Annotated in this window: 18 protein-coding genes and 1 riboswitch; of the genes, 15 read left to right on the top strand and 3 right to left on the bottom strand. The window is 63.4% G+C overall.

Annotated elements, in window-relative coordinates:
- The first annotated feature begins 57 nt into the window (after positions 1 to 57).
- The 6 genes from EJ066_RS25925 to EJ066_RS25900 all read left to right on the top strand — a co-directional run bounded on the left by EJ066_RS25925 (position 58) and on the right by EJ066_RS25900 (position 3570).
- Positions 58 to 750 (top strand): gamma-glutamylcyclotransferase, encoded by a 693-nt coding sequence (locus EJ066_RS25925; RefSeq protein ID WP_126042791.1) that lies wholly within the window; start codon positions 58 to 60, stop codon positions 748 to 750.
- Between the two features lie 66 nt (positions 751 to 816).
- Positions 817 to 1014, top strand: a riboswitch (cobalamin riboswitch).
- Between the two features lie 36 nt (positions 1015 to 1050).
- Complete coding sequence (locus EJ066_RS25920; RefSeq protein WP_126042790.1) at positions 1051 to 1230, top strand: CbtB domain-containing protein; 180 nt, start codon at positions 1051 to 1053, stop codon at positions 1228 to 1230.
- 15 nt (positions 1231 to 1245) lie between these two features.
- Positions 1246 to 2016 (top strand): CbtA family protein, encoded by a 771-nt coding sequence (locus EJ066_RS25915; RefSeq protein WP_126042789.1) that lies wholly within the window; start codon positions 1246 to 1248, stop codon positions 2014 to 2016.
- Positions 2009 to 2536 (top strand): bifunctional adenosylcobinamide kinase/adenosylcobinamide-phosphate guanylyltransferase, encoded by a 528-nt coding sequence (cobU, locus tag EJ066_RS25910; RefSeq protein ID WP_126042788.1) that lies wholly within the window; start codon positions 2009 to 2011, stop codon positions 2534 to 2536. Before EJ066_RS25915 ends, cobU begins: the two co-directional genes overlap by 8 nt.
- 124 nt (positions 2537 to 2660) lie before the next feature.
- Positions 2661 to 3230 (top strand): cob(I)yrinic acid a,c-diamide adenosyltransferase, encoded by a 570-nt coding sequence (gene cobO, locus EJ066_RS25905; RefSeq protein WP_245455236.1) that lies wholly within the window; start codon positions 2661 to 2663, stop codon positions 3228 to 3230.
- Between the two features lie 25 nt (positions 3231 to 3255).
- Positions 3256 to 3570 carry a hypothetical protein gene (locus EJ066_RS25900; RefSeq protein ID WP_126042787.1) on the top strand — a complete coding sequence of 105 codons (315 nt, stop codon included), beginning with the start codon at positions 3256 to 3258 and terminating at the stop codon, positions 3568 to 3570.
- A 27-nt stretch (positions 3571 to 3597) separates the two neighbouring features.
- Here the strand turns inward: EJ066_RS25900 and cbiB are convergent, their stop codons facing one another.
- Positions 3598 to 4566: an adenosylcobinamide-phosphate synthase CbiB gene (gene cbiB / locus EJ066_RS25895; RefSeq protein ID WP_126042786.1), complete on the bottom strand. Its 969-nt coding sequence runs from the start codon at positions 4564 to 4566 to the stop codon at positions 3598 to 3600.
- Here cbiB and cobD point away from each other — a divergent pair.
- Both cobD and EJ066_RS25885 read left to right on the top strand, forming a co-directional pair.
- Entirely contained in the window at positions 4565 to 5620 is a 1056-nt protein-coding gene (gene cobD / locus EJ066_RS25890) for a threonine-phosphate decarboxylase CobD (protein ID WP_126042785.1), read from the top strand. The genes cbiB and cobD overlap by 2 nt on opposite strands.
- Positions 5617 to 6126 (top strand): tyrosine phosphatase family protein, encoded by a 510-nt coding sequence (locus EJ066_RS25885; protein WP_126042784.1) that lies wholly within the window; start codon positions 5617 to 5619, stop codon positions 6124 to 6126. The genes cobD and EJ066_RS25885 overlap by 4 nt, the downstream gene beginning before the upstream one ends.
- Positions 6127 to 6133: 7 nt before the next feature.
- On the opposite strand, the gene EJ066_RS25880 is transcribed toward EJ066_RS25885, so the two are convergent.
- A complete protein-coding gene (locus EJ066_RS25880; protein ID WP_126042783.1) occupies positions 6134 to 6937 on the bottom strand; it encodes a creatininase family protein in 804 nt (267 codons plus the stop codon).
- 48 nt (positions 6938 to 6985) lie between these two features.
- On the bottom strand, positions 6986 to 7369 hold the full coding sequence (locus EJ066_RS25875) for a RidA family protein (protein WP_126042782.1): 384 nt from the start codon (positions 7367 to 7369) through the stop codon (positions 6986 to 6988).
- Between the two features lie 373 nt (positions 7370 to 7742).
- On the opposite strand from EJ066_RS25875, the gene EJ066_RS25870 reads away from it, so the two are divergent.
- From EJ066_RS25870 to EJ066_RS25840, 7 genes are read left to right on the top strand one after another with little or no spacing between them, the layout of a single operon-like run.
- Positions 7743 to 8747, top strand: coding sequence for an ABC transporter substrate-binding protein (locus EJ066_RS25870; protein ID WP_126042781.1), 1005 nt, complete (start codon positions 7743 to 7745; stop codon positions 8745 to 8747).
- Between the two features lie 9 nt (positions 8748 to 8756).
- Positions 8757 to 9587 (top strand): ABC transporter ATP-binding protein, encoded by an 831-nt coding sequence (locus EJ066_RS25865; protein WP_126042780.1) that lies wholly within the window; start codon positions 8757 to 8759, stop codon positions 9585 to 9587.
- Positions 9574 to 10425 (top strand): ABC transporter permease, encoded by an 852-nt coding sequence (locus tag EJ066_RS25860; protein ID WP_126042779.1) that lies wholly within the window; start codon positions 9574 to 9576, stop codon positions 10423 to 10425. The genes EJ066_RS25865 and EJ066_RS25860 overlap by 14 nt, the downstream gene beginning before the upstream one ends.
- On the top strand, positions 10425 to 11741 hold the full coding sequence (locus EJ066_RS25855; protein ID WP_189644365.1) for a cytosine deaminase: 1317 nt from the start codon (positions 10425 to 10427) through the stop codon (positions 11739 to 11741). The genes EJ066_RS25860 and EJ066_RS25855 overlap by 1 nt, the downstream gene beginning before the upstream one ends.
- A complete protein-coding gene (locus EJ066_RS25850) occupies positions 11741 to 13138 on the top strand; it encodes an FAD-binding oxidoreductase (protein ID WP_126044046.1) in 1398 nt (465 codons plus the stop codon). Before EJ066_RS25855 ends, EJ066_RS25850 begins: the two co-directional genes overlap by 1 nt.
- Positions 13138 to 13719, top strand: a complete 582-nt coding sequence (locus EJ066_RS25845; protein ID WP_189644364.1) for an NAD(P)H-dependent oxidoreductase — start codon at positions 13138 to 13140, stop codon at positions 13717 to 13719. Before EJ066_RS25850 ends, EJ066_RS25845 begins: the two co-directional genes overlap by 1 nt.
- Positions 13719 to 14306 (top strand): NAD(P)H-dependent oxidoreductase, encoded by a 588-nt coding sequence (locus tag EJ066_RS25840; RefSeq protein ID WP_126042776.1) that lies wholly within the window; start codon positions 13719 to 13721, stop codon positions 14304 to 14306. The genes EJ066_RS25845 and EJ066_RS25840 overlap by 1 nt, the downstream gene beginning before the upstream one ends.
- Positions 14307 to 14325: the final 19 nt, after the last annotated feature.

The following is a 14325-nucleotide window of genomic DNA, read 5'->3' as shown; positions in this document are numbered from 1 at the left end:
GCATTGCGAGTCTCGATCGGGACGCATAATCATGCGGCAAGAAAAGGGATCTGGAACGTGGCCACACGACAGATGGCGCTTACGCCGGAGCTGGTCGCGCGCTGTTGGCGTGAGGTCCAGGATGCTGGACCTGACCCGGATGTCATGCATCTGGATGATGGCGACTATGACGCGATGCTGGACGAGTTACAGGCAGAACTCCCTGCCGCCGAACCGTTGTGGCTGTTTGGCTACGGTTCGCTGATCTGGAAACCCGAAATCGACCATGTCGACGAACGTGTCGCCGTGGTGCGTGGCTGGCACCGGTCTTTTTGCATGAACATGACGCGCTGGCGCGGCACCAAAGATCGCCCCGGCCTGATGATGGCTCTGGACCGCGGAGGGCAGTGCAAGGGCATCGCTTTTCGGCTAACCGATGGCGATCGGCGGCAGCAATTGGGCAGGCTTTTCCGACGCGAAATGACGCTGAAGCCGACAAGCTATAAGCCTCGTATTCTCAGGCTGGCGAGCAATGGCGGTCCGGTGAGGGCGCTGGCTTTCGTCATCAATCGCAGCGGCATCACCTATGCTGGTTCGCTCGATGAGCACGAGGTCGTCGAAAGACTGACGACGTCCTGTGGACACTGGGGATCAGGCGTCGACTACCTCTACAACACGGTGAAAAACCTAGAAGAGCGCGGCATTCACGACCGCCATCTTTGGCAGTTGCAGCAACTGGTCGCCAATCGGATCGTCTCGTTGGAAGGCTGAAGCCAAATGGCGCATTCCAGTTGGCGGCTGGCGGAATTTGGTTTGCCGGGCGCGACGATTCTGCCTATAGTCACAGCTGTCGTCGGTTCCGTTTGGAACCAAGAGGGAATGCGGTGAGGGTGAATTGTTTGCCCAATGCCGTGGCTGCCCCCGCAACTGTGTGCGGTAGTCCTCTCCATATGCCACTGAAGATTTGTCTTCGGGAAGGTGGGGAAGGGTGCTGATCCGCGAGCCAGGAGACCTGCCGGCGACAGGAGAACTGACTTCTATGCCCTCGGGTGGAGGGCGAAAGGACAAGACATGAATACCGCTTCCGTCTCCCTCGGCGCTTCCGTCTCCTCGCAGTCGCGCTTCATGCAGCTGGCGCTTGCTGCATGTCTCGGCATTTTCGTGATGGGCTTTGTCGGCTTCTCGCATATCGATGCGGTGCACAATGCCGCTCACGACTATCGCCACTCGATGGCATTTCCCTGCCACTGACGAGGGATTGACATCATGACACTGTTTCGCAACGTCGTGTTCATCGCGGCGGTCGCAGGGCTCGTGGCCGGCGTCGTTCTCGCCTGCATGCAAGCCTACGCCACCGTGCCGCTCATTCTCAAGGCGGAAGTCTACGAACAGGCCGGCGGCGGCCACACACATGACCATGCCGCGGCGCCCGCCGCGAACGCCACCGATACCGATGCCATGACCAGCGCGGCGCCAGCCGAAGCTGCCGCTCCGGAAGACGAAGGCTGGGCGCCGGCCGACGGTTTCGAGCGCTTCGCCTTCAACGTCGTTGCCAATGTCGTCACCGGCATCGGCTTTGCGCTGATCCTGGTCGCCGCTTCGGAGTTCGCCGGCGGCATCGGCAATTGGCGTCAGGGTCTGTTCTGGGGCCTCGCCGGCTTTGCGGTGTTCACGCTGGCTCCTAACCTTGGCCTGCCGCCCGAGCTGCCGGCGATGCCGGCGGCCGATCTCGCCCAGCGCCAGATCTGGTGGACGGCGACCGTGGTGGCGACGGCGGCCGGTCTCGGCCTGCTTGCTTTCCGCAAGTCGCTGCCACTGGCGATCTTGGCCGTGGCGCTGATCGTGGCGCCGCATATCGTCGGCGCGCCGCAGCCCGACAGTTTCGAGTCGCCGATCCCGGAAGGCCTGCACCACCAGTTCGTGGTGGCGGTGACGCTGACCAATCTGGTGTTCTGGCTGGTGCTCGGCGTCGTCGTCGGCGTGGTGCGCGGCCGCTTCACCGGCAGCGCGACCGGCCTGCGCGACAGCTTTGCCTGATCGCGTTGCTCCCGGCGGGACGCTGACCCTGGTCATCGGCGGTGCGCGCTCCGGTAAAAGCGCGCACGCCGAAGGACTGATAACGGCCTGTCCGGCGCCGTGGACCTATATCGCCACCGCCGAGGCTTACGACGACGAAATGCGCGAACGCATCGTGCTGCACCGGTCGCGGCGCGGCGAGGGCTGGACGACCATCGACGCGCCGCTCGATCTCGTCGGCGCGATCGAGGCTTTGCCCGACGGCCGGCCTGTCCTGATCGACTGCCTGACGCTGTGGCTGACCAACCATATGCTGGCCGAACGCGACATCGAGGCCGAATGCCTTGAGCTGGCGGATGTGCTGTCGCGGCCGCGCGGGCCATGGTTCGTGGTTTCCAACGAAGTCGGGCAAGGCATCGTGCCCGACAATGCGCTCGCCCGCCGGTTTCGCGACGCCGCCGGCCGGCTCAATCAGCAGGTCGCGGCAGTGGCTGATACGGTGCTGCTGATGGTGGCGGGGCTGCCGCTCAAGGTGAAATGACATGGCTGATACCAAGCACATCGAAGACAAGCCGCATATCGAAGACAAGCCGCATATCGAAGACGGGCCGCATATCGAAGACGGGCCGATTAACGACAGGGACGAGGAACGCCACCGCGCCAAGATGGCCAAGCGCAAAGCGGTGCAGGACGCCGAGGTCGCGGCAAAGACGGTCGAGAAGGGCCTGCTGATCGTCAACACCGGCCCCGGCAAGGGCAAGACCACCGCCGCCTTCGGGCTGGCGCTGAGGATGCTCGGCTACGGCAAGTGCGTCGGCGTCGTCCAGTTCATCAAGGGCAAATGGCACACCGGCGAGAAGGATGCCTTTGCCGTTTTCGGCGATCGGGTCGTCTGGCACACGATGGGCGAGGGTTTTACCTGGGAGACGCAGGACCTGAAGCGCGACATCGCCGCCGCCGAAGCCGCCTGGGCCAAGGCGCTGGAGCTGATGGCCGATCCATCGATCAGCCTTCTGGTGCTCGACGAGCTGAACATCGCGCTGCGCTATGACTATCTCGATCTCGATAAGGTGGTGGCGGCGCTGAAGGGGCGGCGCGAGGGGCTGCATGTCGTTGTCACCGGCCGCAACGCCAAGCCGGCGCTGGTCGATGCGGCCGATCTGGTCACCGAGATGGGCGTGACCAAGCATCACTTTTCCGCCGGCGTGAAGGCGCAGCAGGGGATAGAGTTTTGAGCGCTCGGCAAGCTGGAGATTGTTCGTGGAACAGGCGGTAATCGTCTATCTTCTTCTCAACGGCGGTCAGTTTGGGGCGCCGCAAGAACGCGAATCCATTTTCGTTTTGGAGGATAGGCTAGAACAAGTTATCAGGGATACTTCGGTCGGCGAGTTTGATGGCGACGAGTTTGGTGAAGGCAAATGTATCCTCTATCTGTACGGGCCAGACGCTGAACGACTTTTTGTTGCAATCGAGCCCGTGCTGAAATCTTCTCCCGTAGCTGCCGGCGGATATGCGATCAAAAGATTTGGCGAGGCCGCTGACTCAGGCGCAAAGGAAGTCCGTGTTACTTGGTAAGTGGGATTTTTGCGACCATCCTGACATTCACATCAAGACAACGATCACCGACAGCAACCCAAACAGGCCAATCAGCAGAAAGTCGGCGACCCGGTAGAGTTTCAGCGCTCGCCTGATATCGGCGCTTTCCGCTTCGCGGCGACCGCCTTCGCCCATGAAAGCATCATCGACCATGACGCCGCCATAAGAGCGCGGGCCGGCGAGCGCTAGGCCGAGCGCGCCGGCCATCGCTGCCTCAGGCCAGCCGGCATTGGGCGAGCGGTGCTTCTTCGCGTCGCGCCGCATGGTGCGCCAGGCGTTGTCGGCGTCGGCGCCTTTGACGAGGAAAGCGGCCAGCACGATGAGCAGCGCGGTCAGCCGCGACGCCGGCAGGTTGATCAGATCGTCGAAGCGCGCCGTCGCTCGGCCGAAGGCCTCGTGGCGCGGGGTGCGGTGGCCGATCATCGAATCGGCCGTGTTGGCGGCCTTGTAGGCAACGCCGCCGGCCAGCCCGCCGACGCCGATCCAGAAGACGGGCGCGACGACGCCGTCGGAAAAATTCTCGGCCAGGCTTTCGATCGCCGCGCGGCAGACCCCAGGCCTGTTGAGCTTTTTGGCATCGCGGCCGACGATCTGCGAGACGGCAAGACGGCCGATGTCGAGTCCGCCATTGTCGAGTCCGTCGGCCACAGCCTCGACATGCTCGGCCAGGCTCTTTTGCGACAGCAGCGATGTCGCCAGGATCGCCGTGAGGATCAATCCGGCGGGAATGCCCGAAAGCATGGTTTCCACCGCGAAAGCGATGATGGCCGGCACCAGCACGATGATCAGCAGGGCATCAACGCCGCGCCGACGACGGACAGCGTCGGAATCAGCGGCGCGGTTGAGCCTGCGGTCGAGAAAGGATATCAGCCTGCCGATCCAGGTGACGGGATGGCCGATAGCGCCAAACAGCCAGGCTGGGTAGCCGACAACGATTTCAACAACCAGTGACAGGAAAGCGATCAGGATCGACATGAAGCTTCTTGATGGCGCGGCGGCAGTGGTGGATCACGGAGGAAGCCTTGGACGGGCGAGGGGGCTTTTCCCCTATGCGCCACAACCCTTCGTCGACCTCTCGACCGGTATCAATCCGCACTCCTACCCTTTTTTCGAGCTGCCCGCCACCGCTCTGTCAAGATTGCCGGAAGCCGCGCGGGTCCGTGATCTGGCTGATGTCGCGGCGAGCGCCTATGGCGCGCCTTCGGCGGCGAATGTGGCGGCGGCGCCCGGCACGCAGATCCTGTTGCCGCGCGTCGCCTCGCTGGCGAGCCCTGGCAAGGCGTTGGTGCTCGGGCCGACCTATGCCGAACATCAGCGGGCAGCGGCGATCGCCGGCCATGCGGTGACGGAGGTCGACGATTTCGAAGTCTTGGCAGGAGCCGACCTCGCCATCGTCGTCAACCCCAACAATCCGGATGGGCGCATTGTCGAGCGTCAGAGGCTGCTTGAGCTTGCCGGAAAATTGCACGCCAGAGGCGGGTTGCTGGTCGTCGACGAGGCCTTCATGGATGCCGGCCCGCTTGGCGAAAGCCTGGCCGGCGATATCGACCAGGGCGGCATCGTCGTGCTGCGTTCCTTCGGCAAGTTCTTTGGGCTGGCCGGCCTGCGGCTTGGCTTTGCGATGGCCGACGCGCTGACGGTCGAACGGCTGGAGGCGCAATTCGGGCCATGGGCGGTCGCCGGACCGGCGCTCGAATACGGTATCCGCGCGCTTGCCGACACCGGTTGGCAGGTCGAGATGCGACGCCGTCTGGTTGGGGATGCGGCGCGGCTCGATGCGCTGTTCGGTCGCTTCGGCGTGCCTGTCGCCGGCGGCACCACGCTGTTCCGCTATATCAGGCTGGCGGACGCCGCCGGGCTGTTTTTGGCGCTCGGTGAGCGCGGCATCCTGCTTCGTCATTTCTCCGGCCGGCCGGATGTGCTGCGCGCCGGGCTGCCGGGCGAGGGCGAGGAATGGCAGCGGCTCGAATCGGCTCTTGCCGACTGGGCGCAGCGGCGCGACGATCAGGTAGAGGAAAAGATGCAATGATCCATGTCTGTTCGCTGTCGAAGGTCGAGGAAACGGTCGCGAAGACCGGCGCCGAGCGGCTGCTTTCCCTGCTGGCCGCCGGCACCGAGGTGACGCGTCCGGCGTCGATCATCAGGGAAAACCATCTGCATCTGGTCATGCACGATATTGCGGTGGCGCATGAGGGCATGACCATGCCGGGCGAGACGCATGTCCGCAACCTGCTCGATTTCGCGCGGCAATGGGATCGTGCGAGACCGCTGGTCGTGCATTGCTATGCCGGCATCAGCCGTTCGACCGCCTCGGCCTACATCATTGCGGCCGCACTGGCGCCAAAGCGTGACGAGGTCGAGTTGGCCGAGACGCTGCGCGCGCTGTCGCCGACGGCGACACCCAATCCGCGACTGATTGCGGTCGCCGATACGCTGCTCGACCGCAACGGCCGCATGACCCGTGCGATCCAGGCGATCGGGCGCGGAGCGGACGCCTTCGAAGGCGCGCCGTTCGTGCTGAAGATCGACGGCTGATAAGAGTCTACGCCAGCCAGTCGGCCAGTTTCGCCTTGCGCACATCCTTCAACAGGCTGATGAAACCGTCGGCCTGATGGCTGGCGGTTAGCCTGCCCTTTTCGGCCGTTGCAATGCTGGCGTCGCCGACCACGCCGTTCGGGTTGAGGTCGGTGGCGATCCAGGCGAAGGCGTGCGTCCCGGTGTGGCGCAGCAGCGAAAATTCGTTTTCGGCGCGGGCCACGTTGGACACGAAATTGTCGGCCTTTGCCATGTCGACAAGATCCGGCCGGAAATGCAGCATCAGCGACGTCTCGACATCGCCGCCATGGATGCCCTGGCGGTCTTCAAGCTCGGTATACATGCCGGCCGGCCGGCCAAAGCGCTGCCAGCTCGTCTTCACCGCCAGCATCTTTGCGCGCACCCGCAATTCGCGCGTGACAATGCCCATGATCTCCTCATTGCCGCCATGCGAGTTGACGACGATCAGTTTCCTCAACCCGGCCCGCGCGATCGACAGGCCAAGCTCGGTCCACGCCTCGATCAAAATCGCCGCCGGCAGAGTGAGGGTTCCCGGCGCATGCAGGTGCTCGTTCGACTTGCCCACCGCCTGGACGGGAAGAATGCGGACGTCGAGATCGTAGGGCAGGCGGGCGATCACCGTCTCAAGCATGCCGTTCATGATCGAGGTGTCGGTCGAAACCGGCAGATGTGGGCCGTGCTGTTCGATCGCCGCCACCGGCAGCACGGCGATCGTCGCTTCCGGATCGATGGTCGCGTATTCGGTGGTCCGGTAGTCGCCCCACCATACGCGTTTGTTTGCAACGGTCATGTCATGCCTCTTCGATGCAGACCTAGCGCGGGAAGGATCGCCTGTCGATCACCCTGCCGCGATGACCTCGATCTCGACCTTGAACTCAGGTCGCGCGAACCCGGAAACGATCATCAGCGTCGAGGCCGGCGCCGGGCTGGTGAACAGGCGGTCGCGGACGTCCATATAGGGCCTGAGGTAAGCGCGATCGGTGACATAGGCGTTGATGCGGACGATATCGGAGAGTTCAAGCCCGGCCTCATCGAGAATCACGGCGATGTTGCGAAAACAGAGCTCGGCCTGCGCGCCGGCATCCTCCGGGATCTGATCATCGGGGGTGATCGCAACCTGGCCCGAACACAGCACCAGCCTCTTGCCGGGCGGCACCTCGACGCCATGGCTGTAGCGGGCGAAAGGCGGCTTGATCGACTTCGGCGTCAGGAATTTGAACATGAAAATCTCCAGTCTGCCGTCAGCCTATCGCATCGGATCGAAAAATCGGGATCGATTTTTGCTACGCTGCCCTTCGGTTCGGAAAGCACGATGCGATGCTTCAAAGTTTTAGAGCGTACTTTTGTGCGTCCAAGTGGACGCTCTTAGGGCCGGGTTAGGCAAGCCTTCAAGATGCAGTGCATGTTATCAGGGCGATTATGGACAGGCGTTCAAAAAATAGGCACGATGCCCTCGGTACAGCATGACCCGCCCGGCTTTCGCATGCGGCTCTTGCGCAGGCGGGCGGCTGCGGCGGTGGCATGTGTCTTGCTTCTTGAATCGATGGTGTCGAGCCCGGCGCGTGGCGCGCCGGAGCCAACAGAGGGTGGTGTGGATGGACGAAAAACTTAAGGTCTCGGCAGGCGCGATCGTGCTGATTGCCGCAAGCACGCTGAGCGCGGCGGCGAACGAGAAAGTCACCTTCGGCACCAACTGGCTCGCCCAGGCCGAGCATGGCGGCTACTATCAGGCCGTGGCGGACGGCACCTATGCGGCGTGCGGCATCGACGTGACGATCATGCAGGGCGGCCCGCAGGTCAGCGGCCGGCCGTTGCTGCTCGCCGGCAAGATCGACTTCTACATGGGCGGCAACTTGCTGCAGGCCTTCGACGCCGTCCAGCAGGACATTCCGCTGCGCGTGGTCGCCGCCTCCTTCCAGAAAGAGCCGCAGGTGATCATGGCCCATCCAGGTCAGGGGCTCGACAAATGGGAGGATTTGAAGAACGCGGACCAGTACATACTGGGCGACGAGGGTGCGCAGAGCTACTTCCAGTGGATGATCACCGAGTTCGGCTTCGACCCGGCCAAACGCGTGCCCTATACGTTCAACCCCGCACCTTTCATCGCCAATCCGAAGTCGATCCAGCAAGGCTACGTGACCTCGGAGCCCTATGCGGTCGCCAAGGAAGGTGGCTTCCAGCCCAATTTGTTCCTGCTCGCCGACTACGGCTTCGACACCTATGCGACGACGATCGAAACCATGCAGACCACGATCGACAAACGGCCGGAGGTGGTTCAGTGTTTCGTCGATGGTTCGGCCAAGGGATGGTACAACTATCTCTACGGCGACAACGCCGCCGCCAACGCGGCGATCAAGAAGGACAACCCCGACATCAGCGACGAGCAGATCGCGTTTTCGATCGAGCAGATGAAGAAATTCGGCATCGTCGATTCCGGTGATACCGAAAAACTCGGCATCGGCGCGATGACCGACACGCGCATCCAGAGCTTCTACGACAAGATGGTCAAGGCCAAGGTCGTGCCGGACGGCGTCGATATCAAGAAGTCCTACACGCTGGCCTTCGTCAACAAGGGCGTCGGGATCGACCTGAAGAAATAGCACCCAGGCATGATGCAGGAGAAAGTGGCGCAAGCGCCGGCAAGCGCATCGGGCAAAAATCCGATGCTGCTGGCGCTGCGCGGCGTCGGCAAGGTCTTTTCCAACGGCGTGACAGCGCTCAGCGACGTCGACCTGACGATCAGGGACGGCGACTTCCTCAGCCTTCTCGGCCCGTCCGGCTGCGGCAAGTCGACGGCCTTGCGCCTCATCGCCGGTCTGGCGACGCCGACCTCCGGCCTGCTCGACTGGCGCGGCGGCAGCACCTTCGACCGCTCGAATATTGGTTTCGTCTTCCAGGAGCCGACGCTGCTGCCCTGGGCCGATGTCTTTGACAATGTCTGGCTGCCGCTGCGCTTGAAGGGCGTGTCGCGGGCCATGGCGGCGCCGGCGGTCATGGAGATGCTGGCGCGGGTTCACCTGACCGGCTTCGAGAATGCCGTGCCGCGCGAGCTCTCCGGCGGCATGAAGATGCGCGTCTCGATCGCCCGCGCCATGGTGACCAAGCCGCGGATTCTCTTGATGGATGAGCCGTTCGCGGCGCTCGACGAGATCACCCGCTTCAAGCTCAACAACGATCTTCTGGAACTATGGCAGGACGAGCGGTTCACCGTCGTCTTCGTCACCCACAGCGTCTTCGAAAGCGTTTTCCTGTCCAACCGCGTCGTCGTCATGGCGGCGCGACCGGGCCGGGTGTTCAGGGAATTCGCCGTCGATGCGCCCTATCCGCGCAACGAGACCTTCCGCACCTCGCCCGATTATGCCGCGCTCTGCCGCCAGGCGTCCGATGTGCTGATCGGCGCCATCAACTCAACAGCCGGACCCCATCATGACGGCCATTGAAGAACACGCACTGACGCTCGACCCCGAAGAGGCGCGTCGCGTGCGCCAGGAGCGGCTCGAACGGATCGGCCGATGGCTGCTGCCGCTGGCGATCATGATCCTGGCCATCTGGCTGTGGGATAGCATCTGCGTCTGGAACGACATCCCGAAATACATCCTGCCGCGCCCCGGCGTGGTGCTTCAAACGCTTTATGACGATGCCGGGCTGCTGTTCTCCTCGCTGCTGGTGACGCTCAAGATCACCTTCCTCAGCTTGGCTTTGGCCGTCATCGGCGGGGTTGGGCTGGCGGTGCTGTTCGCGCAATCAAAATGGGTGGAGATGTCGTTCTTCCCGTTTGCCATCGTCCTGCAGGTGACGCCGATCGTCGCGATCTTCCCGCTGATCAACATCTATGTCGACAACCAGACGACGAAGCTCCTGCTGTGTGCCTGGATCGTTGCCTTCTTCCCGATCCTGTCCAACACCACGCTCGGCCTCAACTCCGTCGATCGCAATCTGCGCGACATGTTCAAGCTCAACGGCGCGACCCGCTGGCAGCAATTGCGCTATCTGCGCCTGCCGGCGGCGATGCCGTATTTCCTCGGCGGGCTGAAGATCGCCGGCGGCCTGTCGCTGATCGGCGCGGTTGTAGCGGAGTTCGTCGCAGGCGCCACCGGCCAGTCGTCGGGCCTTGCCTCGCGCATCATCGAGGCCGGCTACCGGCTCAACGCACCGCGGCTGTTCGCGGCGCTGATCCTGATCTCGTTCACCGGCATCCTGATCTTCCTGGTGCTGTCGCTGATCTCGCATCTCATCCTGCGGCGCTGGCACGAGAGTGCGCTGAAGCAGGAGCGATGATGATGTTGGAGGACTCGATACCGGCCTCCGGTTCTTATCATCTTACCAACGTCCGTGTTCATCGGTCGCTGACGCCCGGCCTTGTCGCGGCCTTCGATGCCGATGGCTTTGCACTCGCCGACATTGCTGTCGCCGACGGCAGGATTTCCACTATTACCGCGCATCGCCAGTCCAATTCGCCGGCAGGCGCCGTCGACCTCGGCGGCCGTATCGTCATGCCGTGCTTCGTCGACTGTCACACTCATATCGACAAGGGCCATATCTGGCCTCGAAAGCCCAATCCCGACGGCACGTTCATGGGCGCGCTGAACGCCACCGGCGCCGACCGCGCTTCGCGCTGGAGCGCCGACGACGTCGCCCGCCGCATGGATTTTTCGCTGCGCTCAGCCTATGCGTATGGCACCAAAGCCCTGCGCACCCATCTCGACAGCGTCGCGCCGCAGGAGGAAATCTCCTGGCCGGTGTTCGAGACGATGCGGGAGACATGGCGCGGCCGCATTGAGCTGCAGGCCGCCTGCCTGCTCGGCATCGAAGGCGTGCGCGACAAGAAATGGTTCGAGAGGCTGGCCAAACGCGTGGCTGCGGCCAAGGGCGTGCTCGGCGTCGTTACCTACATGGTGCCGGATCTGGAAGAGCTTCTCGACCAGGTGTTCGCGCAGGCGACCAGGCACGGCCTCGACCTCGATTTCCATGCCGACGAGACCGACGCCGTTTCGGCGATTTCGCTGAAGAAGATCGCCGAGGCGGCCCTATGGAACGGTTTTGAGGGAAACATCCTCGTCGGCCACTGCTGCTCGCTGGCACGCCAGCCCGATCTCGACGTGCTCGACACGCTGGACAAGGTGGCGAAGGCGGGGCTTGCCGTGGTGTCGCTGCCGATGTGCAATCTCTATCTGCAGGACCGGCGCAGCGACAACACCACGCCGCTCTGGCGCGGCGTGACGCTGCTGCATGAGATGAAGGCGCGCGGCATTTCCGTCGCCGTCGCCTCCGACAACACGCGCGACCCGTTCTACGCCTATGGCGATCTCGACATGCTGGAGGTCTATCGCATGGCGACGCGCATCCTGCATTTCGATCACCCGGTCGGCGACTGGCCGCAGGCGGTGACCGCGACGCCGGCCAAGGTGATGCGGCTAGAAGGTTTTGGCACGCTTGCCGTCGGCGCCGCCGCCGATTTCGTCGTCTTCAGGGGACGGAGCTGGACGGAATTGCTGTCGCGTCCCGAATCGGATCGCATCGTCGTGCGCGATGGCCGCGCCATCGAGCGCCAATTGCCCGATTATGCCGAACTCGATGATCTGATGGTGGGATGATGGACATTTCGGCACTGAAGCGCGGCCTCGACGGTGTGAAGATCGACGACCATCCGGCGATAGTCCAGCAGAAGAGCCGCGACTTCTACTGGTACAGCCCGGTGCTGAAGCAACAGCTCGACCATGTGACCGGCGACCTGATCGTCACGCCGAAGACGGAAGCCGAGGTAATCCGCGTGCTCGCCGCCTGCCACCGACATGGCGTTCCGGTGACGCCGCGCGGCAGCGGCACCGGCAATTATGGGCAGGCGATGCCTTTGTCCGGCGGCGTCGTGCTCAACCTCGCCGAGATGAACACAGTCAAGGCGATCGCGCCCGGCCGGGTGGTGACCGGACCGGGTGCCGTGCTGGCCGACATCGACAGAGCGACGCGCGCGCATTCCGGCCAGGAACTGCGGATGTCGCCATCGACCTACAACACGGCATCGATCGGCGGTTTCGTCGCCGGCGGCTCCGGTGGCGTCGGTTCGATCCGCTGGGGTGGTCTGCGCGACCTCGGTAACGTCATCCGGCTGCGGACCGTTACGATGGAGGCGGAGCCGCGCGTGATGGACCTTACCGGCGAGGAGGTGCTGAAGGTGATGCATGCCTACGGCACCAACGGCATCATCACGGAGGTCGAGATGCCGCTGACCGCGGCTTACGACTGGATCGATGTCATCGTCGGCTTCGATGATTTCATGGATGCGGCCGGCTTCGGCAACGATCTCGCCGTGCAGGACGGCATCCTGGCGAAACTGATCACGCCGATCGCGGCACCCATTCCCTATGACTACTTCAAGCGCCACCAGAGGTTTTTCCGGCGCGAGCAAAGCATCGTCGTCTTGATGATCGCGCCGCATGCGATGGACGCCTTTGTCGCCTTCACCCAGCGCAGCAAGGGCGAGATCGTCTTCCGCGCCGACAAGGAGGCCGATCTCAAGGGGCTGCCACCGGCGTACGAGCTGACCTGGAACCACACGACACTGCGCGCCATCAGGGTCGATCCCACGATCACCTATCTGCAGACCCGCTATCCCTCGCCGGGTCACCTCGCTCACGTCAAGGCGATGATCGACCGCTTCGGCGACGAGGTGCCGGTGCATCTCGAATTCATCCGCTTCGACGGCGCCATTGGCGTCGCCGGCCTGCCGCTGGTCCGCTTCACGACGGCGGGGCGGCTCGACGAGATCATCCGCATCCATGAGGACAATGGCTGCTGGGTCTTCAATCCGCACCGCTACACGCTGGAAGAGGGCGGCATGAAGCAGACGGACGAGGTGCAGCTTGCCTTCAAGCGCGAGACCGATCCGCAAGGGCTGCTCAACCCCGGCAAGATGATCGCCTGGGAAAACCCGGATTACGATTATCGCTCGGGCAAGTCGTTCCTGTTCAAGGGGTTGCAGAAGGCGGGATGATGAACGTCCTCGTCCTTTACGCCCATCCGGTCGAGACCAGCTTCAATGCCGGTTTGCACCGGATGATCGTCGAGCGGCTGACAGCCGCCGGCCACGCCGTCGACGACTGCGACCTCTATGCCGAGGATTTCGATCCGCGGCTGACGCGGGCGGAGCGGCTCGGCTATCACGATGAGCGCGGCGAGGGTGATGCGGCAGCGCCTTATGTCTCAAGATTGCAAAAGGCCGAGGCACTGGTGCTGTCGTTTCCGGTGTGGAACTTCGGCTATCCGGCGATCCTGAAAGGCTTCTTCGACCGCGTCTTCCTGCCCGGCGTGTCGTTCAAGCTGGTCGACGGCAAGGTGCAGCCGTCGCTGCACAACATTCGCAAACTGGCGGCGGTCACCACTTATGGCGGCAGCCGGTTCCGCGCCATGCTGATGGGCGACCCGCCGCGCAGGCTGGTCAACCGTGTGTTGCGCGCCACGGTCAAGCCGGGTGCCTCCGTGTCCTATCTCGCGCATTATTCGATGAATCTGTCGACCGATAAAACGCGGGAGAGATTCATGGCCAAGGTCGCCGCCAACATGGATGCCTTTTGATGCGGGTTCTGGTGGTCTACTGCCATCCGGTCCCCGAGAGCTTTTGCGCCTCGATCCGAGACTGCGCCATCGAGGTGATGAAGGCGAGGGGCTGGGAGGTGCGGCTGCTCGACCTCTATGCGGAGAATTTCGATCCGGTCATGGGCTGCGGAGAGCGACGCTCCTACAATGAGCGTGCCCCGCAGGACCCGGCGCTCAAGCCGCACATCGATCACCTCAACTGGGCCCAGGCAATCCTCTTCATCTATCCGACCTGGTGGTACGGGCTGCCGGCAATGCTGAAGGGCTGGCTCGACCGGGTCTGGGCGACCGACGTCGCCTTCCGGCTGCCCGCGGGCAAGGGACGGATCGAGTCGCTGATGAGGCATGTGACGAAGATAGGAGTGATCACGACCTGCGGCGCGCCGACCTGGTGGAGCGTCGTCGTCGGCCAGCCTGGGCGCAAGACAATCCTGCGCGGCATGCGGGCACTGTGCGCAACCCGCTGCAGGACGTTCTTCCTGGCGCACTATCTCATGGACGCATCGACGCCCCGGAGCCGAGCTGCTTTCCTTGCGAAAGTGCGGGCGAAACTGGAGCGGTTTTGAGCTGCGAGATTGGCGTCCT

The organism is Mesorhizobium sp. M9A.F.Ca.ET.002.03.1.2, from assembly GCF_003952365.1.
Lineage (GTDB): Bacteria > Pseudomonadota > Alphaproteobacteria > Rhizobiales > Rhizobiaceae > Mesorhizobium.
This window is presented reverse-complemented; position numbering and strand designations above follow the sequence as displayed.